This window comes from Rhodococcus sp. TAF43 (assembly GCF_052113525.1).
In the GTDB taxonomy this organism is placed as follows: domain Bacteria; phylum Actinomycetota; class Actinomycetes; order Mycobacteriales; family Mycobacteriaceae; genus Prescottella.
The window spans coordinates 45584-65255 of sequence record NZ_JBFRDL010000022.1; the positions used below are offsets into that span (position 1 = coordinate 45584).

The 19672-nt window shown below is 68.7% G+C and carries 17 protein-coding genes and 1 pseudogene; 17 read left to right on the forward strand and 1 reads right to left on the reverse strand.

Annotated features, from left to right (window positions below; translation table 11 throughout):
* The first annotated feature begins 3 nt into the window (after positions 1-3).
* The 13 genes from murD (at position 4) to ileS (ending at position 15173) form a co-directional block, all read left to right on the forward strand.
* Positions 4-1533, forward strand: coding sequence for a UDP-N-acetylmuramoyl-L-alanine--D-glutamate ligase (gene murD, locus AB4Z09_RS15315; RefSeq protein ID WP_174911013.1), 1530 nt, complete (start codon positions 4-6; stop codon positions 1531-1533).
* The gene (ftsW, locus tag AB4Z09_RS15320; RefSeq protein ID WP_114719290.1) at positions 1530-2993 is read left to right on the forward strand and encodes a putative lipid II flippase FtsW; all 1464 of its coding nucleotides are present in this window, start codon (positions 1530-1532) and stop codon (positions 2991-2993) included. The genes murD and ftsW overlap by 4 nt, the downstream gene beginning before the upstream one ends.
* Complete coding sequence (gene murG / locus AB4Z09_RS15325) at positions 2990-4126, forward strand: undecaprenyldiphospho-muramoylpentapeptide beta-N-acetylglucosaminyltransferase (protein ID WP_442240100.1); 1137 nt, start codon at positions 2990-2992, stop codon at positions 4124-4126. Before ftsW ends, murG begins: the two co-directional genes overlap by 4 nt.
* The gene (gene murC / locus AB4Z09_RS15330) at positions 4123-5613 is read left to right on the forward strand and encodes a UDP-N-acetylmuramate--L-alanine ligase (RefSeq protein WP_174911010.1); all 1491 of its coding nucleotides are present in this window, start codon (positions 4123-4125) and stop codon (positions 5611-5613) included. Before murG ends, murC begins: the two co-directional genes overlap by 4 nt.
* Positions 5610-6455 carry a cell division protein FtsQ/DivIB gene (locus AB4Z09_RS15335; protein WP_174911007.1) on the forward strand — a complete coding sequence of 282 codons (846 nt, stop codon included), beginning with the start codon at positions 5610-5612 and terminating at the stop codon, positions 6453-6455. Before murC ends, AB4Z09_RS15335 begins: the two co-directional genes overlap by 4 nt.
* A gap of 221 nt (positions 6456-6676) precedes the next feature.
* Entirely contained in the window at positions 6677-7894 is a 1218-nt protein-coding gene (gene ftsZ / locus AB4Z09_RS15340) for a cell division protein FtsZ (protein ID WP_114719294.1), read from the forward strand.
* Positions 7891-8631 carry a peptidoglycan editing factor PgeF gene (gene pgeF, locus AB4Z09_RS15345; RefSeq protein ID WP_254622547.1) on the forward strand — a complete coding sequence of 247 codons (741 nt, stop codon included), beginning with the start codon at positions 7891-7893 and terminating at the stop codon, positions 8629-8631. Before ftsZ ends, pgeF begins: the two co-directional genes overlap by 4 nt.
* Before the next feature lie 20 nt (positions 8632-8651).
* Positions 8652-9380 carry a YggS family pyridoxal phosphate-dependent enzyme gene (locus tag AB4Z09_RS15350; RefSeq protein WP_174911004.1) on the forward strand — a complete coding sequence of 243 codons (729 nt, stop codon included), beginning with the start codon at positions 8652-8654 and terminating at the stop codon, positions 9378-9380.
* A 91-nt stretch (positions 9381-9471) separates the two neighbouring features.
* On the forward strand, positions 9472-10059 hold the full coding sequence (locus AB4Z09_RS15355; protein ID WP_114719296.1) for a cell division protein SepF: 588 nt from the start codon (positions 9472-9474) through the stop codon (positions 10057-10059).
* A gap of 122 nt (positions 10060-10181) precedes the next feature.
* Positions 10182-10484 (forward strand): YggT family protein, encoded by a 303-nt coding sequence (locus AB4Z09_RS15360; RefSeq protein ID WP_174911002.1) that lies wholly within the window; start codon positions 10182-10184, stop codon positions 10482-10484.
* Between the two features lie 114 nt (positions 10485-10598).
* Complete coding sequence (gene wag31 / locus AB4Z09_RS15365; RefSeq protein WP_442240101.1) at positions 10599-11447, forward strand: DivIVA-like cell division protein Wag31; 849 nt, start codon at positions 10599-10601, stop codon at positions 11445-11447.
* Between the two features lie 41 nt (positions 11448-11488).
* Entirely contained in the window at positions 11489-11731 is a 243-nt protein-coding gene (locus tag AB4Z09_RS15370) for a hypothetical protein (RefSeq protein WP_174910997.1), read from the forward strand.
* Between the two features lie 253 nt (positions 11732-11984).
* Positions 11985-15173, forward strand: coding sequence for an isoleucine--tRNA ligase (ileS, locus tag AB4Z09_RS15375; protein ID WP_174910994.1), 3189 nt, complete (start codon positions 11985-11987; stop codon positions 15171-15173).
* A gap of 48 nt (positions 15174-15221) precedes the next feature.
* Here ileS and AB4Z09_RS15380 read toward each other — a convergent pair whose 3' ends face one another.
* Positions 15222-15704: a TetR family transcriptional regulator gene (locus AB4Z09_RS15380; RefSeq protein ID WP_254622546.1), complete on the reverse strand. Its 483-nt coding sequence runs from the start codon at positions 15702-15704 to the stop codon at positions 15222-15224.
* On the opposite strand from AB4Z09_RS15380, the pseudogene AB4Z09_RS15385 reads away from it, so the two are divergent.
* From AB4Z09_RS15385 to AB4Z09_RS15400, 4 genes and pseudogenes are all read left to right on the forward strand, one after another.
* Positions 15679-16485 (forward strand): annotated as a pseudogene (locus tag AB4Z09_RS15385) (metal-dependent hydrolase); the annotation flags it as partial. The gene AB4Z09_RS15380 and the pseudogene AB4Z09_RS15385 sit on opposite strands and share 26 nt — an antisense overlap.
* Positions 16485-17645 (forward strand): hypothetical protein, encoded by a 1161-nt coding sequence (locus AB4Z09_RS15390; protein WP_442240102.1) that lies wholly within the window; start codon positions 16485-16487, stop codon positions 17643-17645. The pseudogene AB4Z09_RS15385 and the gene AB4Z09_RS15390, both read left to right, overlap by 1 nt.
* Before the next feature lie 48 nt (positions 17646-17693).
* Positions 17694-19040, forward strand: coding sequence for a DNA polymerase IV (locus AB4Z09_RS15395; RefSeq protein ID WP_442240103.1), 1347 nt, complete (start codon positions 17694-17696; stop codon positions 19038-19040).
* A 128-nt stretch (positions 19041-19168) separates the two neighbouring features.
* Positions 19169-19645: a hypothetical protein gene (locus tag AB4Z09_RS15400; RefSeq protein WP_254623005.1), complete on the forward strand. Its 477-nt coding sequence runs from the start codon at positions 19169-19171 to the stop codon at positions 19643-19645.
* Positions 19646-19672: the final 27 nt, after the last annotated feature.

Here is a 19672-nt window from a genome sequence, read left to right on the forward strand (position 1 = left end):
CGGATGCAGCTCGACGGGACCGGACACGACGCGGGAGTCGACGCGGGAGATCTGGACCGACTGCGCGGCGCGAGCGTCCTCGTGACCGGCGCCGGCATCTCCGGCCGCGCGGTGATTGCTCCGCTGCACGACCTCGGTGCCCGGGTGACGGTGACCGACACCAACGTGGACGCCCTCGCCCGTTGCGCCGAGCTCGGTGCCGAGACGGTGCCGCTCGACGACCTGGTCGCCGACCCGGCGCGCGTCGCCGAGTTCGTCCTCGTCGTCACCAGTCCGGGGTTCCGGCCGGACGCGCCGGTTCTCGCGGCGGCCACGGCCGCCGGCATCCCGATCTGGGGCGACATCGAGTTCACGTGGCATGTCGACCGGGCCGGGGTGTACGGTCCGCCGCGACAGTGGCTGGTCGTGACCGGCACCAACGGCAAGACCACGACGACGTCGATGCTGCACTCGATCCTCGAGGCCGCGGACATGTCGTCGGCGGCGTGCGGCAACATCGGCCTGCCGGTGCTCGACGCACTGCGTGCGCAGGAGCCCCGCGTCGACGTCCTCGCCGTCGAGCTGTCGTCGTTCCAGCTGCACTGGGCGCCGTCCGTGCGCCCGACAGCCGGCGTCGTACTCAACATCGCCGAGGATCATCTCGACTGGCACGGCGGCATGGAGGGCTACACGGACGCCAAGGCGCAGGCCCTCACCGGTGGCGTCGCCGTCGTCGGCCTCGACGACGCGGTCGCCGCCACGCTGGTCGAGCGGCCGCGTGACGGGCACACCGTCGGCTTCCGGCTCGATGCGCCCGACGTCGGAGAGTTGGGCGTTCGCGGCGGGATGCTGATCGACCGGGCGTTCGCGGATTCGGTTCCCCTCGTCGCGGCCGACGAGATCAGCCCGCCGGGTCCGGCCGGACTGTGCGACGCGCTGGCGGCGGCCGCGCTGGCCCGCGCGATCGGCGTCTCCCCGGCAGCGGTGGATGCGGGGCTGCGGGCTCATCGGGTGGGACCGCACCGGGCGGAGGTCGTCCGTCGGCTCACCGACATCACGTTCATCGACGATTCCAAGGCGACCAATCCGCATGCGGCGCGGTCGTCGATCGTCGCGCACGACTCGGTGGTGTGGATCGCCGGCGGCCTGCTCAAGGGGGCTCGCATCGACGACCTGGTCGCCGACGTCGCGGACCGACTGGCCGGTGCGGTGCTCATCGGCCGTGACGCCGATCAGATCGCCGAGGCGCTCGCGCGACACGCCCCCGAGGTCCCGGTCGTTCACGTGCGCGCGGGAGACGATGGGTCCGTGGTCGAACCGATCGCCGGAGCGGACGTGCTCCACCTCGATCTTCCCGCGGCCGACGCGGACACCGTGATGGCGGAGGCCGTGCGCGCCGCCACGGCCCTGGCTGCTCCCGGCGACACCGTGCTGCTGGCACCTGCTGCCGCGTCGCTCGACATGTTCGACTCGTACGGACACCGCGGGCGCAGCTTCGCCGCAGCGGTCACGGCGTTGGCCGACATCGAGCCGGAGTCCGGGACCCGCGGATGACAGGAGCCCCCGAGCGCGCGCCGCGCACCCGGATCGGGGCGTGGCTGGCTCGTCCGCTGACGTCGTTTCATCTCGTCGTCACCATCGCGGTCCTGTTGACGGTGCTCGGGCTGGTGATGGTGCTGTCGTCGTCGAGTGTCGAGTCGGTGGCGCGGGACGGGTCCGCGTACGGAAAGTTCGTCTCACAGCTGATCTTCGCGACGCTGGGTCTGGTGATCTTCTACATCGCGCTGCTGATCCCGATCCGGGTGATGCGTACGTGGTCGCTGCCGGCGTTCGGTGTGACGGTCGCGATGCTGGTGCTGGTGTTGATTCCCGGCATCGGTACGAAGTCGCAGGGAACCCGCGGTTGGTTCGTGATCGGTCCGATCTCGTTGCAGCCCTCCGAACTCGCGAAGATCGCGTTCGCGGTGTGGGGCGCGCACCTGCTCGCCACGCGGCGGCGGGAGGGTGCATCGCTCAAGGAGATGTTGATCCCGCTGGTGCCCGCGGCGCTGCTGGTCTTCGTCCTGATCGTGCTGCAGCCCGACCTCGGAACCACCATCTCGCTCGCGATCATCCTGCTGGCGCTGCTCTGGTTCTCGGGCCTTCCGCTGAAGATCTTCCTCACCGTGCTCCTGGCGGGCGGTGCGGCGGCCGTAACCCTCGCGCTGACTGCGGGATACCGGTCCGCGCGCGTCCAGTCGTTCCTGAACCCGGGTGACGACGCTCAGGGCGCGGGTTACCAGGCGCGGCAGGCGAAGTATGCGCTCGCGGACGGTGGCCTGTTCGGTGAGGGGCTCGGCCAGAGCCGGGCCAAGTGGAGTTATCTGCCCAACGCCCACAATGACTTCATCTTCGCGATCATCGGCGAGGAACTGGGATTCATCGGGGCGGGCGCGGTGATCGGGTTGTTCGCGCTGTTCGTGTACACCGGTCTGCGCATCGCGCGGCGCTCGGCGGACCCGTTCCTGCAGTTGCTGAGCGCGACCGCGACCGCGTGGATCACCGGTCAGGCGTTCATCAACATCGGTTACGTCGTCGGCATCCTGCCGGTCACCGGTCTGCAGTTGCCGCTGGTGTCGGCGGGTGGCACCTCGACGGCGACGACACTGTTGATGTTCGGTCTGGTCGCGAACGCGGCGAGACACGAGCCGGAGGCGGTCGCCGCGCTGCACAGCGGGCAGGACGGACGGATGTCTCGACTGCTGCGGCTGCCCAAGCCGGCGGCGTACATCCCGCCGCGCCCGCGCGGGGCGGCCGTCGTGCGCCGCACGGAGAACCGGAAGGTGCAACCCGCCCGCGGAGAACGCCCGGGCGCCAAGGACACCCGTGCTCTTCGGCACGACCAACCCCGACGCCGGCCGACCGACGACGGTCGACGGAACAACGAGAAGCGGGGCCACGGCCCCATGAGGGATCGGGACCGCGCGGGCACTTCGCGCGATCCCCGTCCAGGAGAGCGAGGAACGCGTAGGTGAGCGGCGACAAGACAGGCCTGTCCGTGGTGGTGGCCGGCGGCGGGACGGCCGGGCACATCGAGCCGGCAATGGCTGTCGCGGACGCGATCCGTGCGCTCGATCCGTCCGCCGTGGTGACGGCGCTCGGGACCGAGCGAGGCCTCGAGACCACCCTGGTCCCCGATCGGGGGTATCCGCTCGAGCTGATCCCGCCGGTTCCGTTGCCCCGCAAGCCCACGATGGATCTGTTCCGGCTACCCGGCCGGATTCGGCGGTCGGTGGCCGCCACGCGCGCGGTGCTCGACCGTACCGACGCGGACGTCGTCGTGGGCTTCGGCGGCTATGTCGCGCTGCCCGCGTATCTTGCTGCCGGTTTGGGTCTGCTGCGCCGCCGCCGGAAGATCCCGATCGTGATCCACGAGGCCAACGCCAGTGCGGGCATCGCGAACAAGATCGGTGCCCGTCGTGCCCGTCGCGTCCTGGCCGCGGTCGCGGGTTCCGGGGTGGCCGCGCGCGGCACCGCGGATGCCGAGATCGTCGGAATCCCGGTCCGCTCGTCCATCACCGGACTCGATCGGGCGGCCCTGCGCGCGCAGGCGCGTGAGCACTTCGGTCTGCCGGCGGACGGTCCGGTGCTGTTGGTGTTCGGCGGATCGCAGGGCGCCCGGTCGCTCAACGAGGCCGTCGCCGGTGCCGCCCCGCAGCTCGCGGCGGCCGGTATCTCCGTGTTGCACGCCTACGGTCCCAAGAACTCCGTGGAAGTCGAGTCGCATCCGGAGGCGCCGTACGTGGCGGTGCCGTACCTGACGCGCATGGACCTGGCGTACTCCGCCGCCGACGCGGTGATCTGTCGTTCGGGCGCCATGACCGTCGCCGAGGTCTCGGCCGTCGGCCTCCCCGCCGTGTACGTGCCGTTGCCACATGGAAACGGCGAGCAGGAACTCAATGCCCGGCCCGTCGTCGCTGCCGGAGGTGGGATGATCGTTCCGGATGCGGAGTTGACGCCGCACTACGTGTCGGAGACCGTGGTGCCGTTGCTCGCCGACCGCGCACGGCTCGAGGAGATGGGCCGCAGCGCGGCCGGTGCCGGCCACCGCAGTGCGGCGGCGACCGTCGCACAGATCGTTGTCGATGTAGCAAGGGGAAACCGATGAACGAGCAGCTACCCGCGGGTCTCGAGCGGGTACACATGGTCGGCATCGGAGGTGCCGGAATGTCCGGCATCGCGCGGATCCTGCTCTCCCGGGGTGGGCAGGTGTCCGGCTCGGACGCCAAGGAGAGCCGCGGCGTGCTCGCGCTGCGTGCTCGCGGCGCTGTCGTCCGCATCGGCCACGATGCGAGCGCCCTCGATCTGCTGCCGGGTGGCCCGACGGCCGTCGTCACCACGCACGCCGCGATCCCGAAGGACAATCCGGAGCTCGTCGAGGCCGCGAAGCGCGGCATTCCGGTGATCCTGCGCCCCGCGGTCCTGGCGTCGCTGATGCGCGGGCATCGCACGCTCCTGGTGTCGGGCACGCACGGCAAGACCTCGACGACCTCGATGCTCGTGGTCGCGTTGCAGCACTGTGGATTCGACCCGTCCTTCGCGGTCGGCGGCGAACTGAACGAGGCCGGTACCAACGCCCATCACGGCTCGGGTGAGGTCTTCGTCGCGGAGGCCGACGAGAGCGACGGCTCGCTGCTCCAGTACGACCCGGACGTCGTGGTGGTCACCAACATCGAGGCGGACCATCTCGACTTCTTCGGTAGCAGTGAGGCGTACGTCCAGGTCTTCGACGACTTCGTCGCGCGGATCGCTCCGGACGGCCTGCTCGTGGCGTGCCTCGACGATCCGGGGTCGGCTGCGCTCGCGCGGCGAACGGTGGAGTCCGGTAGCGCGGTACGGGTCGTCGGCTACGGCACGGCGGAGGCCGCCGCGTCCGCCGGTCCGGTTCCGGTGGGTGTGGAGTTGCTGTCCTGGGAGGCGCGTGACGTCGGGGGAGTGGCGCACATCCGCTTCGCCGGCGAGGTCGAGCCGCGCACGTTGCGGTTGGGCGTGCCCGGAAAGCACATGGCGCTCAACGCGCTTGCCGCGTTGCTCGCGGGCGTGGACGCCGGCGCGTCGGTGGACGAACTGCTCGAGGGGCTGGCCGGGTTCGGTGGGGTCCACCGCCGGTTCCAGCTCACCGGCCGCGAGCGCGGGGTCCGGGTGTTCGACGACTACGCGCATCATCCGACCGAGGTCCGGGCGGTGCTCGGCGCCGCGCGGGAACTGGTCGACAACGACGGCCGGCAGGGCCGTGTCGTCGTGGTGTTCCAGCCGCATCTGTACTCGCGGACAGTGACGTTCGCGCAGGAGTTCGGCGAGGCGCTCGACCTGGCGGACGAGGTCGTAGTGCTCGACGTGTACGGCGCGCGCGAGGAGCCGATCCCCGGAGTGAGCGGCGCGCTGGTCGCGCAGGCGCTCACGAAACCTGTTCACTATCAGCCCGATCGGTCCCAGGTGCCGCGTCAGCTCGCCGGACTCGTCGAGCCCGGCGACGTCCTGATCACGATGGGTGCGGGCGACGTGACGATGCTCGGTGGTCCGATACTCGATGCACTGCGGTCGCGGCCCAACCACGGTGGTCGTTCGGCGGGATCGGGTTCGGAGCCGCAGTGACGGCCGATCGTCGGGGTCGACCCCGCAGCGGCCGGCCCGATGCGCGCCGGTCGCGCGGCGATCGCACGCGCCGGAGTTCGCCGCGCCAGGCGACGTCGTCCGGTCGGCGCGACGGGAACGGACCGGAGTCGGAGGCGAAGACCGCCGATCGCGGTTCGGAGGAGCGGGCGCGCGCCCGGTCGTTGCGGCGCAAGGTTTTCCTGATCGCGACCGCCGTGGTGGTCGTGCTCGGCGGCCTCGGCGCCGCGCTGTGGTTCAGCCCGATGATGTCGGTCCGTCAGGTCGAGTACGTCGGTGACGGCTTCCTCACCGCGGAGGAGGTCCTGCCGGTCGCGGGGATCGCGGACGGGACTCCACTGCTGCGGGTCGACACCGCGGCAGCGGCCAAGCGTGTCGCGGGGATACCCCGGGTCGCGGAAGCGCGGGTGCAGCGCGAATATCCGTCGACCGTGCGGGTGACCGTCCGCGAGCGGATTCCGGTGGTGTTCTTCGATTCCCCGGACGGAACGCATCTGATGGACGCCACCGGGGTGGACTACGCCGTCGAGCCGCCGCCGTTCGGTGTGGTGCGACTCGTCACGCCGACACCGACCGAGGCCGACCACGCCACCCAGGCTGCGCTGGAGGTGCTCGGGTCGCTGCCGGAGGCGGTCCGGGTCCAGGTGTCCGAGGTTGCCGCACCGACGATTTCGAGTGTCTCGGTTACTCTGGTGGACGGCCGTGTCGTGGTGTGGGGCGGTGTCGACGATTCCGAGAGGAAGTCGGCAGTGGTCTCCGCACTGTTGACACAGCCCGGTCGGATCTTCGATGTGTCGAGTCCCGAACTGCCCACAGTAAAGTGATGGGCGATCCGGAGGCTCACGCCACGAGCGGATCGGGGGCTCCGTGCCCCGCAAAAACTTGGCGCGTGTCGGCGCGCCTGCTGGCGGATCGCTGTGGCACTGCATAGCGTTTCGCCCCAAGGGACTACTTGACATAACCTGAACCCTGTGGTTGAGGTTGAGGGTTTTCCATAATCACCCCTAGTACGAGCGCGAAATCCACTCACGGAAGGCGAGAGCCCATGACGCCCCCGCACAATTACCTCGCCGTAATCAAGGTCGTCGGTATCGGCGGCGGCGGCGTCAACGCGGTCAACCGCATGATCGAGCAGGGACTCAAGGGAGTCGAGTTCATCGCGGTCAACACCGACGCGCAGGCGCTGCTCATGTCCGACGCCGACGTCAAGCTCGACGTGGGTCGCGAACTGACCCGTGGTCTCGGCGCCGGCGCCGACCCGGAGGTCGGCCGCAAGGCCGCCGAGGATCACAAGGACGAGATCGAGGAGGTCCTCAAGGGGGCCGACATGGTGTTCGTCACCGCGGGCGAGGGTGGTGGCACCGGTACCGGTGGTGCCCCGGTCGTCGCGAGCATCGCCCGCAAGCTCGGCGCCCTCACCATCGGTGTCGTCACGCGGCCGTTCTCCTTCGAGGGCAAGCGCCGCGGTTCGCAGGCCGAGTCCGGGATCTCCGCTCTGCGTGAGTCCTGCGACACCCTGATCGTGATCCCCAACGATCGGCTGCTTCAGCTGGGCGATGCCGCCGTCAGCCTCATGGACGCGTTCCGCAGCGCCGACGAGGTGCTCCTCAACGGTGTCCAGGGCATCACCGACCTGATCACCACGCCGGGTCTGATCAACGTCGACTTCGCCGACGTCAAGAGCGTCATGTCCGGCGCCGGAAGCGCGCTCATGGGCATCGGCTCCTCCCGTGGGGAGGGCCGGTCGATCAAGGCCGCCGAGACCGCGATCAACTCGCCGCTGCTGGAAGCGTCGATGGAGGGCGCGCGCGGAGTGCTGCTGTCGATCGCCGGCGGTTCGGACCTGGGTTTGTTCGAGATCAACGAGGCGGCGTCGCTGGTCCAGGAGGCCGCGCACATCGACGCGAACATCATCTTCGGAACGGTGATCGACGATTCGCTCGGCGACGAGGTTCGCGTCACCGTGATCGCCGCGGGCTTCGACGGCGGAGCGCCGGCCAAGCGGCCGCTCGAGGTCCAGTCGGCCATCGGCCGCGGGAACATCGGCGCAGGACGGGCCGGCGAGGTCGGGCAGTCCGAGCGCGCCGCGGCGGCACCCGCCGAGCCCGCACCGGCGGCTCCGGCGGCTCCGCGTGAGCCGGTCGGCGCGCCCACGGGGTCGACCCTGCCGCCGCTGGGTGGCAGTGCTTCCCGTGCAGTACCGGTCAGCAACGAGGAAGGCGAAGACGACGACGTCGATGTGCCTTCCTTCATGCGCCGTTGAGCGGGGTTTCCGTGACGGGTGTCCGGGTCCGGCGGGTCGTGACGACCCGAGCCGGTGGTGTGTCCGCGGCGCCGTACGAGTCGTTCAATCTCGGTGATCACGTCGGCGACGATCCGGCTGCGGTGGATACGAACCGCCGCCGGCTCGCCGACGGCATCGGGCTGCCGTTCGAGCGCTTGGTGTGGATGGAACAGATCCACAGCCGGAACGTCACGGTCGTCGACGGTCCTGTCGACGGTCCCGTTCCCGCCACCGACGCGCTGGTGACCACGGTGCCCGGTCTGGCCCTGGTCACACTGAGCGCCGACTGCGTGCCGATCCTGCTGTCCGACGACGAGGCCGGCGTCATCGCCGCCGTGCACGCCGGTCGGATCGGAGCCCGGATCGGCATCGTGCCCAAGGTGATCGGCGCGATGATCGAGCAGGGCGCGCGGCCCGAGCGGATCGGCGCGTTCCTCGGGCCCGCGGCGAGCGGTCGTCAGTACGAGGTTCCGGCCGCGATGCAGGCCGATGTCGAGAAGTTCCTGCCCGGCAGCGCCACTCGCACGGTCAAGGGCACGCCGGGGCTCGATCTGCGAGCCGGTCTGCGGCGGCAGTTGCTGGCCGCCGGGGTCTCGGGTGTCGCCGAGGATCCGCGGTGCACGATCGAGGATGCAACGTTGTTCAGCCACCGCCGGGGAGCGCCCACGGGCCGCCTGGCAGCGGTGATCTGGATGGACCCACCCGGGGAAGAGTGACGGGATCGAGTTGACGGCCGATGAGTAGGCACGACGAAATCGCATCGGCGCTGACGGCGGTCCGCGCCAGACTCGACGCGGCCTGCCGGGAAGCCGGGCGCCCTCTCACCGAGGTGGCGCTGCTACCGGTGACGAAGTTCTACCCGGTGACGGATGTCCGGATTCTCTACGATCTCGGTTTCCGGGCGTTCGGGGAGTCGCGCGAACCCGAGGCCGGCACCAAGGTGGCCGACTTCCGGTCGACTCCGGGCGCCGACGAGTCGGTGCGCTGGCACATGATCGGTCGCCTGCAGCGAAACAAGGTCAAGTCGGTCGTGCGCTGGGCCGACACGGTCCACTCGCTCGACAGCGTCAGGCTCGCCGATGCGCTCGACCGCGCGGCCGCGGGTGCGCTCGACGAGGGCGCTCGATCGGATCCGCTCGAGGTTCTCCTCCAGGTGAGCCTGGATGCCGATCCGGACCGTGGTGGGGTACCGGCCGGGGATCTCGGCGAGCTGGCCGATCGCGTAGCGGGGTCGTCGAACCTGGTGCTCGGCGGAATCATGGGTGTGCCGCCGTTGGGCGTCGACCCCGACGCTGCATTCGCGCGACTCTCGACGCTCCACGCGAACCTTCTGCGCACGCATCCCGAGGCGACGACGTTGTCCGCCGGGATGACCGGTGATCTCGAGGCCGCGGTCCGCCACGGGTCGACCTGTGTGCGTGTCGGAACCGCCCTCCTCGGCCGCCGACCGATAGTCTCGAAATGATCACCAGTCACACCAGTAACACCAAGAAGATCTCTGCGGTCGACCGCAGGATTCGTCAGAACCAGTCCGCCGCGCCCAGGAAGGTCGATCAATGAGCAGCCTGCACAAGTTCAAGGCTTACTTCGGCATGGTTCCCCTCGAGGATTTCGAGGACGACTACATCGACGAGCCCGGGCAGGGCCGCCGCGAGTACGCCGAGCCCGGTTACGCGGCGTCCCGCCGTGACGAGGTCGAGAGTGATTTCGACCGCTACGAGTCCGCTCCCCGTTCGTCGGCGCGGGTCGAGCCCATCGCGCCACGAGGTGCTGCACCGCGCGGCGCCACCCGCGGCGCACTCGCCGTCGACCCGCGGATGGAGCGGCACGAGAGCCGCCGGTCGGTGGTCGACGAGGGCGGGCCGCTGTCCAAGATCACCACGCTGCGTCCCCGGGACTACGGCGAGGCCCGCACCATCGGCGAGCGCTTCCGCGACGGCACGCCGGTGATCATGGATCTCGTCGAGATGAGCAACGCCGATGCCAAGCGACTCGTCGACTTCGCTGCCGGGCTCGCCTTCGCGCTCCGCGGGTCGTTCGACAAGGTCGCGACCAAGGTGTTCCTGCTGTCACCCGCCGACATCGACGTTTCCGCCGAGGAGCGGCGCCGCATCGCGGAGACCGGGTTCTACAACCAGAAGTAGTCCGCGGTCCGAACGGGCGATCCGCCGATGAGACCGAGTCGTCGACTGCGCGCGAGTGTGATGCGCGACTCGGCTAGCGAGATCGTTTTGATCGACCGGTCATTGTCAGGCAGAGTGAAGGTGTGGCCGTGTTCTCGGTGATCTACGTGATCCTGTTCATCTTCTGGTTGTTGCTCATCGGACGGATCATCGTCGAGTTCATCCGGGTGTTCGCCCGTGACTGGAGACCGACGGGTTTCGTCGTGATCGTGCTCGAGGCGATCTTCACGGTCACAGACCCGCCGGTGAAGCTTCTTCGCCGGCTCATTCCACCGATTTCGCTCGGTGGGGTCCGGCTCGACCTGTCGATCATGGTGCTGCTGTTCCTGCTGTTCATCCTCATGCAGGTGGTCTCGGGACTAGCTTCACCTTCGGGTTTGGTGTGACAGAATGACCCGCAGTTACAGTGTGACGGGTAACGAAATGGTTAACGAGTACGCGCAATGCCCTAGAACTCAATGCGTGCTAGACCGCCAATTGACGCGTGAAGGGATCCTTCCATGCCGCTGACTCCAGCTGATGTGCACAACGTCGCGTTCAGCAAGCCTCCGATCGGGAAGCGTGGCTACAACGAGGACGAGGTCGACGCCTTCCTCGATCTGGTCGAGCAGGAGCTGTCCCGGCTCATCGAGGAGAATGCAGATCTCCGTCAGCGCGTAGGCGAGCTCGACCAGGAGTTGGCCGAGGCGAAGAAGGCTCCGCGTTCGGCCGCCGCGCCGGCGCCCGCTCCGGCTCCCGCGCCGGAACCGGTTCGAGTCGTCGAACAGCCCAAGGCTGCTCCGGTTCCCGCGGCAGCGCCGCGTCCGTCGGAGGACGCCAATATGCAGGCCGCGAAGGTCCTCGGCCTCGCGCAGGAGATGGCCGACCGCCTGACGGGCGACGCCAAGGTCGAGGCGGAGCAGCTCCTCAGCGACGCCCGCACCAACTCGGAGCGCCTCGTCACCGATGCGCGCACCAAGGCGGAGACCATGGTCTCCGACGCCAAGCAGAAGTCGGAGACCATGGTCTCGGACGCCAAGCAGAAGTCGGAGTCGCTCCTCTCGGACGCCCAGACCCGCTCGGAGACCCAGCTGCGGCAGGCCAAGGAGAAGGCCGATGCGCTGCAGGCCGACGCCGAGAAGAAGCACACCGAGATCATGGCGACGATCAACCAGCAGCGTTCCGTCCTCGAGGGTCGGATCGAGCAGCTGAAGACGTTCGAGCGCGAGTACCGGGTGCGGCTCAAGTCGTACCTCGAGTCGCAGCTCGAGGAGCTGGAGCAGCGCGGCTCGGCCGTGCCGGTCGACGGTGGCCAGGACGCTTTCAACCAGTCCGGCTTCAGCCAGTCGTTCGCCAAGGGAAACAGCTGACTGAGCCGACGCCCGGCCGGCTCTCGAGTAGAGGGTGAATCGTGCTGGTCATGACGCTGGTCCTCGCGGCAGTGGGTTTTACCCTGCTGGTGATCGCCTTGATGACGGGTTCCGTCCTCTGGGCCTGGGGATGCATCGCAGTCTGTGTCGCGGGTGCCGTCCTCCTGCTCGTCAGTGCGCTGGCGAGCAGGAAGGCGGCACCGGCCGTTACGCCGGCCGACACGAAGAACGGTGACGTCGAGTCCGACCACGGTGATTCCGACGGGAATTCGGCTCAGGGTTAGACTGAACGCACATACGGCTGAGATCCGGCGATCACCGGGGAGCCTTCGGAAGAACGGTCGAGATTCGGGATTCGCGTTGATCGCGTAACCCGGATCCGGCTCAGTAGAACCGAACGGGTGGGCCCGTCACAGCCTTGATCGAGTGGCTCGTCTCGCGAACGTGGCGACGAGCAAGCGGGGTGGTACCGCGGTAGCGGCGCACAGGGCGCCGTCGTCGTCCCCGTGCCGGTAGTTGGGCACGAGGAGCCGCGCGGTGACAAGTAACGAATCCACCCCTCCCCAGACGAACGACGCGTACCCGCGCGTCGATCTCGTCGGTGAACGCGCCACTGGAAGTGTGTCCTTCCCGGCGCTCGAGCAGAAGGTGCTCGCAGCGTGGGATGCGGACGACACGTTCCGGGCGAGTATCGCGAACCGTGACGGTGCCGAGGAGTTCGTCTTCTACGACGGCCCGCCCTTCGCGAACGGTCTGCCGCACTACGGCCACCTCCTCACCGGCTACGTCAAGGATCTGGTGCCACGTTTCCAGACGATGCGCGGCAAGAAGGTCGACCGGCGCTTCGGCTGGGACTGCCACGGTCTGCCCGCGGAACTCGAGGCCGAGAAGCAGCTCGGCATCAAGGACAAGTCGCAGATCGACTCGATGGGTCTGGCGGAGTTCAACGCGTACTGCAAGCAGTCGGTGCTGCGCTACACCGACGAGTGGCGCGACTACGTCACCCGTCAGGCGCGCTGGGTCGACTTCGACAACGACTACAAGACCCTGGATCTGGACTTCATGGAGTCCGTGATGTGGGCGTTCAAGGAGCTCTACGACAAGGGTCTGATCTACCAGGGCTTCCGGGTGCTCCCGTACAGCTGGTACGAGCAGACGCCGCTGTCGAACCAGGAGACTCGCCTCGACGACGCGTACAAGATGCGGCAGGACCCGGCCGTCACCGTCGACATGGTGCTGACTGCCCCGGGCTCGCCGCTCGACGGTGCGAATGCCCTGATCTGGACGACGACGCCGTGGACGCTGCCGTCGAACCTGGCGATCGCGGTGCACCCCGACGTCGACTACGTGCAGGTGCTCGGCGCCGACGGCAAGCGCTATGTGCTCGCCGCCGCCCGTGTCGGCCACTACGCGCGTGAGCTCGGCGAGTCGCCCGAGGTCCTCGGCGAGTACAAGGGCGCTGAGCTCCTCGGCCTCACCTACACGCCGCCGTTCGACTTCTTCCACGGCCCCGACAAGGGGCACGCCAACGCGCACCGCGTGCTGTCGGCCGACTACGTCACCACCGACTCCGGTACCGGAATCGTCCACCTCGCACCGGCTTTCGGTGAGGAGGACATGGAGTGCGCGACGGCGAACGGCATCGAGATCGTCCAACCGCTCGATCCGGGTGGCAAGTTCACCTCGATGGTGCCGCCGTACGAGGGCCTGCAGGTGTTCGATGCCAACCCGGTCATCATCAAGGACCTCAAGGCTGCCGGAAAGCTGTTGCGGCACGAGACGATCGAGCACTCGTACCCGCACAGCTGGCGTTCGGGCCAGCCGTTGATCTACATGGCCGTGCCGTCGTGGTTCGTTGCGGTGACCAAGTTCCGTGATCGCATGGTCGAGCTCAACCAGGAGATCACCTGGGTGCCCGAGCACATCAAGGACGGGCAGTTCGGCAAGTGGCTCGCCGGCGCCCACGACTGGAACATCAGCCGTAACCGCTACTGGGGCAGCCCGATCCCGGTGTGGATCTCGGACGACCCGGCCTACCCGCGCGTGGACGTCTACGGCTCGCTCGACCAGCTCGAGGCCGATTTCGGTGCCCGTCCGTCCGACCTGCATCGGCCGATGATCGACGAGCTGGTCCGTCCCAACCCGGACGACCCGACCGGCAAGTCGATGATGCGTCGCGTTCCCGAGGTGCTGGACTGCTGGTTCGAGTCGGGGTCGATGCCGTTCGCTCAGGTCCACTACCCGTTCGAGAACCAGGATTGGTTCGAGACGCACTACCCGGGCGACTTCATCGTCGAGTACAACGGGCAGACCCGCGGCTGGTTCTACAACCTGCACGTGCTCGCGACCGCTCTCTTCGACCGCCCTGCGTTCAGAACCGTTGCCGCACACGGCATCGTTCTGGGCGACGACGGCCTGAAGATGAGCAAGTCCAAGGGCAACTACCCGGACGTCAAGGAGGTCTTCGACCGCGACGGCTCCGACGCCATGCGGTGGTTCCTGATGTCGTCGCCGATCCTGCGCGGCGGCAACCTGGTGGTCACCGAGCAGGGCATCCGCGAGGGTGTCCGACAGGCGCTGCTGCCGATGTGGAACGCCTGGAGCTTCCTGCAGCTGTACGCGTCCAAGCCCGGCCAGTGGCGGACCGACTCGTCGAACGTGCTCGACCGGTACATCCTCGCCAAGCTCGCCGCGACGCGGGACGCGATCACCGATGCGCTCGAGGCGACCGACATCGCCGGCGCGTGCGACGAGCTGCGCACGTTCTGTGATGCGCTCACCAACTGGTATGTGCGACGCTCGCGCAACCGGTTCTGGGACGAGGACCGGGACGCGATCGACACCCTGCACACGGTGCTCGAGGTCGTGAGCCGTCTGGCGGCGCCGCTGCTGCCGATGGCGACCGAGGTGATCTGGCGGGGCCTGACCGGTGGCCGGTCGGTGCACCTGACGGACTGGCCGACGGCGTCCGAGCTCCCGGCCGACGCGGAGCTGGTTGCCGCGATGGACGATGTCCGGGGCGTCTGCTCGACGGTGCTGGGTCTGCGCAAGGCGCAGAACCTTCGGGTGCGGCTGCCGCTGCCCGAGGTCACCGTCGCGGCACCCGACGCCGATCGGCTGCGCCCGTACCTGGGCCTGATCGCCGACGAGGTGAACGTCAAGAAGGTCGACATCACCGACGACGTCGACGTGCACGGTCGCTTCGAGCTGGTCGTCAACGCCCGGGCCGCGGGTCCGCGCCTGGGCAAGGACGTGCAGACCGTCATCAAGGCGGTCAAGGCGGGCGACTGGTCCGAGACGGACGGTGTGGTCACGGTGTGGCCGGGTCGCTCCGCAGGCTCCGCTCCTGCCGCGGGAATCGCGCTGCTCCCCGAGGAGTACACGCAGCGGCTGGTCGCGGCCGAGCCCGAGTCGACGGCGGCCCTGCCCGACGGCGCCGGTCTGGTGGTACTCGACTCGCAGGTGACCGAGGAACTCGAGGCCGAGGGTTGGGCCAAGGACCGCATCCGTGAACTGCAGGACGCGCGTCGTGCGGCGGGTCTCGATGTCTCCGATCGCATCTCGGTGACGCTGCAGGTTCCCGCGGATCGTCTCGACTGGGCACAGCGGCACCGCGATCTGATCGCGGGCGAGGTCCTGGCGACGACACTCGAACTCGGCGACGTCTCCGGGGACGCGGTCGTCGAACTCGGTGAGGGCGTGCGCGCCACGGTCACCAAGGCGTGATCGGGTAGCGACGCTTCGCGAACGAAGCCCTGAGGGACCGTAGGTTCCTCAGGGCTTCGTCGTGTGTGCTGTCGTCTGGGCGCTGATCGCGGCGCCCATCCAGCGGCGTAGGTACCGCCGGAGTTCGTGCTCGCCGCGTGGAGGGTTTCCGGGGGAGACGAAGAACGACTGCATTGTCCGCAGCAGGTACTCGACGAGTTCGCGCAGAGACGGTTCGTCGTACCCGTGCCGATCCCAGTCGACGTCGAAGCGTCGGATCATCGTCATCCCGAAGGTGGGCGCCTCGTCCGACGTGATTCCCTCGGTGTGGGAGTGCGAACCGGACAGCATGATGCCCAGGTGCGGGGTGCGGGGCAGTTCGTCGAGGGTGTAGACCACGGCTTCGGTCAGGGCGTCGGCCGGGTCCGCCCGTCCCCGGACGTGCGCCGTCAGGCGGTCGAGGAACCCGTCGACCGAGGCGATGGCGGCGGCGCGGAGGAGGGCGTCGGTGCTGGGGAAGTACCGGTACGAGAAGATGATCGTGAAGCTCATCCTGCAGGCCAAGCCGCTGATCACCGACCCGGCGGTCGCCGAGGAGGCGGTGGCGTTCATGCGTCAGGAGGGCCACCACTCGACCGCGCACCGTCAGCACGTGAACGGGCTGATCCGGCGCTACCCCGGCCTGCAGAACACGCTCGACGCGGTGATCGGCGAGTTCGATCTGCTCACCGAGCGCACCTCGATCGACTACCGCCTCGCGTACACCGCGGACCTCGAGGCGACCTTCACCCCGGTGTTCAAGCTGATGCTCGACAACGCGGCCACACTGTTCGCGCCCGGCGACGACCGGGTCGCCTCGCTGTTCCTCTGGCACTTCGTCGAAGAGGTCGAGCACCGCGGCTCCGCGCTGATCATCTACAACTCGCTCGTCGGCAACGAGATGTACCGGATGCGGATGGCGCCGTCGATCTTCGCGCACGTGATGAAGTCGATCCGGATCGCATGCGCCGGCTTCAACCAGCACGTTCCGCTGTCCGAGCGGAAGGTCGACTCGATGTCGATGTTTGCCCGGCACCGCACCAAGCAGCGGGTGCTCACCAGCTTCGCGCCCTACCTGACCAAGGGGCCGATGCCGCGCGCGTTCGACGGCCTGGCCCTCGGCGAGCAGCTCACCGCTCTGCGCGGCGCCGTTCGTAGCCAGCTGCCCGGCCACGACCCGACGCACGAGAACCTGCCCGTGCTCGCCGGCGAGTGGTTCACCCGCTACGACGACGGCTACGACTGCACGCGTTGGTACTCCGCCGAGTCGGTGTCGTCGAAGGCGGTGAACTGATGTCGGATCTGTGTTCACCCACGTTCGAGGATCTGGCCACCCGGCTGGGCTTCTCGTGTGACGAGGCCGGGGGGCTCGTCGAGTTCCGCAACCCCGGTGCGTTGGAGAACTGGACGCTGCCGGTCCTGGAGTTCACGATCGTTCTCGGCGCGGTGCTGGCGCTCRTGTACGCGATTCTGCGATTGCGGCGGCACGGCGATCCCACCAACCTGGTGCTGTGGTTCGGTGCCACCGCCTTCCTCTTCGTGATCGAGCCGCCGATCTACTTCCCGGCCACGTTCGGCACGGAGGAATACCTGGGCACGATGTTCGCGCACAACGGGTTCACCGTCGAATTCCTGTGGGGCAGACTGCCGCTGTACATCGTCGCGATCTATCCGCTGATGGCGACGCTGGCGTTCGAGATCGTCCGGATGCTCGGGGTGTTCCGGCGCTACGGGGTGTTCCTCGGCGCGGTGTGCGTCGGCTTCGTGCACCACGCGTTCTACGAGATGTTCGACCAGCTCGGTCCGCAGTTGCGGTGGTGGGAGTGGACCCTCGACAACAAGGTCAACCTGCCCTTCTTCGATTCGGTTCCGTTGCCGAGCGTCGTGGTGTTCGCGGCGCTGTGGCCGATGTCGCTGGCCCTGTGCGTGCAGTTCTTCGTCGGACGCCACGTCGACGACGGCCGGCACTTCTCCGGACTCGGGTTGGTTTGGCGCACAATCGTGGTCGGTCTCGCGGCGTCGGTCGGTGTGTTCGTCCTCCCGCTCCCGGCGACGGTCTTCGGGATGGGCAGCGACACGGTCCGGGGTGTTCTCTACGCCGCCGAACTGGTCGCGGTCACGGTCGTCGCGATTCCGCTGCTGTACAAGCAGTGGTCGCGGCTGCGCGCGGGAACGTCCGACGTCCCCGCCTACTCGAACGACTTCGTCCGGATCTACTCCATCGTGTACATCGCGGTGCTCGGCGTGCTGTGGCTGAGCGCGTTGCCGGACTTCTTCGGGGCGGTCGACGGCGTCACGAGCAACGGGGATCCCATCGGCAGCCTCTGGTACACGATCGCGTGCTTCGCCGTCGCGATCGCGTGCGTGGCCGCCACCTTCACCGTGCCGCGCGGCACGGCCGAGGCCGGCACCGTCCGGGCGGACGGGCAGCCGTCGGCGACGCCCACCGCATAGCCGAAGGCCTCGACGGGGCCTGTCGTCCGCTCGGCGTATTTTTCATCCATGGACTCCGCCGACCCCACACGCAGCCGCCGGTGGGTCCTGCATCTCGACATGGACGCGTTCTTCGCATCCGTCGAGCAGCTGACCCGTCCTACGTTGCGGGGTCGTCCCGTGCTCGTGGGCGGCCTCGGCGGTCGGGGAGTGGTTGCGGGGGCGAGCTACGAGGCGAGGGTCTTCGGCGCGCGCTCGGCCATGCCGATGCACCAGGCGCGCCGGTTGGTGGGGGCGTCGGCCGTCGTGCTGCCGCCCCGCGGTGGGCTGTACGGGCACGTGAGCCGGGAGGTGTTCGAGGCGCTGCGGGTGCGGATGCCTGTGCTGGAACAGCTTTCGCTCGACGAGGCGTTCGGGGAACCGGCCGAGCTCGCCGGTGCCGGCAAGGCCGAGGTGGAGCGCTACTGCGAAGAGCTGCGGGCGTTGGTTCTCGCCGAGACGGGGCTGGTCGCCTCGATCGGCGCCGGCGCGGGCAAGCAGGTCGCGAAGATCGCGTCCGGTCTGGCCAAGCCGGACGGGATCACGGTGGTGTCCCCGGACGTCCAGCAGGCCCTGCTGGAGGCGCTGCCGGTGCGCAAGCTGTGGGGTATCGGTCCCGTCGCGGAGGAGAAGCTCAAGCGGCTCGGGATCGAGACCGTCGGCGCCCTCGCGGCGCTGCCGGAGGCCGAGGTGGCATCCATTCTCGGGACGACGATCGGACCGGGTCTGCAGCGGCTGGCCCGGGGCATCGACGACCGTCCGGTCGCGGAACGCGCCGACGCCAAACAGGTGAGTGCCGAAACGACTTTCGCGCAGGACATCGTGACACTGTCCGAGCTGCGGCGGGCCGTCGAGTCGAGCGCCGCCGCGGCGCACAGGCGGTTGGCGCGGGACGGCCGCGCGGCCCGCACCGTCGTCCTGAAACTCMGTAAGTCGGATATGAGCATCGTGACCCGATCGATCACGCTGCCGTACGCGACGACCGATCTGCAGACGCTCACCGCGACGGCGCASCGCCAGGCGATCGACCCGCTCGAACTGGGTCCGATCCGCCTGGTGGGCGTGGGCTTCGGTGGGTTGTCCGCGGTGGTCCAGGGGTCGCTGTTCCCCGAGCTGGACCAGGGTGAGGATGTGTCGGAAAGTGGTGGACTCGAGGACGTTTCGTCGGACCGTGCGGCTTCCGAGTCGCGGCCCCGGTGGCATCCCGGATTGGACGTGTCGCACCCCGAGTACGGACACGGCTGGGTGCAGGGCGCTGGACACGGCGTGGTGACGGTTCGGTTCGAGACCCGTAGCAGCGGACCGGGGCAGTCGCGTACCTTCGAGGACACCACGGGGGACTTGGATGTGGCCGATCCGCTCGACAGCCTCGGGTGAGGTCCGCCTCATCCCGGTACGCTTGCTGTGAACTGGCGTCATAGCTGGGAGAGTGGATGTGCATCCCGGCTGAGCCGTGAACGATTTTCGACCGAGAAGAAAAGGACGAAGACTTGAAGCTTCGGAAGATGACCATCGCGGGCGTGGCGATCGCGGCTGCCCTGACCATGACCGCCTGCTCGGACGACGGCGGCAGCGGCGAGCGCACCACCGCCCAGGCCACCACGACCACCGCTGCCGCCGCGACGCCGGCGCTGGCCCCGCCCACGCCGGCCGAGCTCAATGCGGCTCTCGCGAAGGCGTTCGACGAGAGCGTCCCGCTGGACCAGAAGGTCCAGCTGGTTCAGGGCGCCGAGGCGGATCCGGAACTGATCAACCAGGTCGCGAAGGCCGCCAAGGACGCCAACGCGGGCATCGAGGTCGTCGACGTCACGCCGACCGGTGACGAGACCGTAACCGCCGGTGTCACGCTGACCGTCAACGGCCAGGCGAACCCGGCCACCGTCGACTTCGTCGCCGAGGACGGCGTCTGGAAGATGTCGCAGCAGTACGCGTGCCAGCTGGTCACGATGGCCAACCTGACCTCGCCGGCCTGCCCCGCGTAGCAGTTCCGTACGTCACGCCGATGCCGG

Bases quoted from the DNA above. Each gene is read 5' to 3' on its own strand.
- murD (WP_174911013.1), top strand. From the start codon at position 4: ATGCAGCTCGACGGGACCGGACACGACGCGGGAGTCGACGCGGGAGAT.
- ftsW (WP_114719290.1), top strand. From the start codon at position 1,530: ATGACAGGAGCCCCCGAGCGCGCGCCGCGCACCCGGATCGGGGCGTGG.
- murC (WP_174911010.1), top strand. From the start codon at position 4,123: ATGAACGAGCAGCTACCCGCGGGTCTCGAGCGGGTACACATGGTCGGC.
- ftsZ (WP_114719294.1), top strand. From the start codon at position 6,677: ATGACGCCCCCGCACAATTACCTCGCCGTAATCAAGGTCGTCGGTATC.
- AB4Z09_RS15350 (WP_174911004.1), top strand. From the start codon at position 8,652: ATGAGTAGGCACGACGAAATCGCATCGGCGCTGACGGCGGTCCGCGCC.
- AB4Z09_RS15355 (WP_114719296.1), top strand. From the start codon at position 9,472: ATGAGCAGCCTGCACAAGTTCAAGGCTTACTTCGGCATGGTTCCCCTC.
- wag31 (WP_442240101.1), top strand. From the start codon at position 10,599: ATGCCGCTGACTCCAGCTGATGTGCACAACGTCGCGTTCAGCAAGCCT.
- AB4Z09_RS15380 (WP_254622546.1), bottom strand. From the start codon at position 15,704: ATGAGCTTCACGATCATCTTCTCGTACCGGTACTTCCCCAGCACCGAC.
- AB4Z09_RS15400 (WP_254623005.1), top strand. From the start codon at position 19,169: ATGACCATCGCGGGCGTGGCGATCGCGGCTGCCCTGACCATGACCGCC.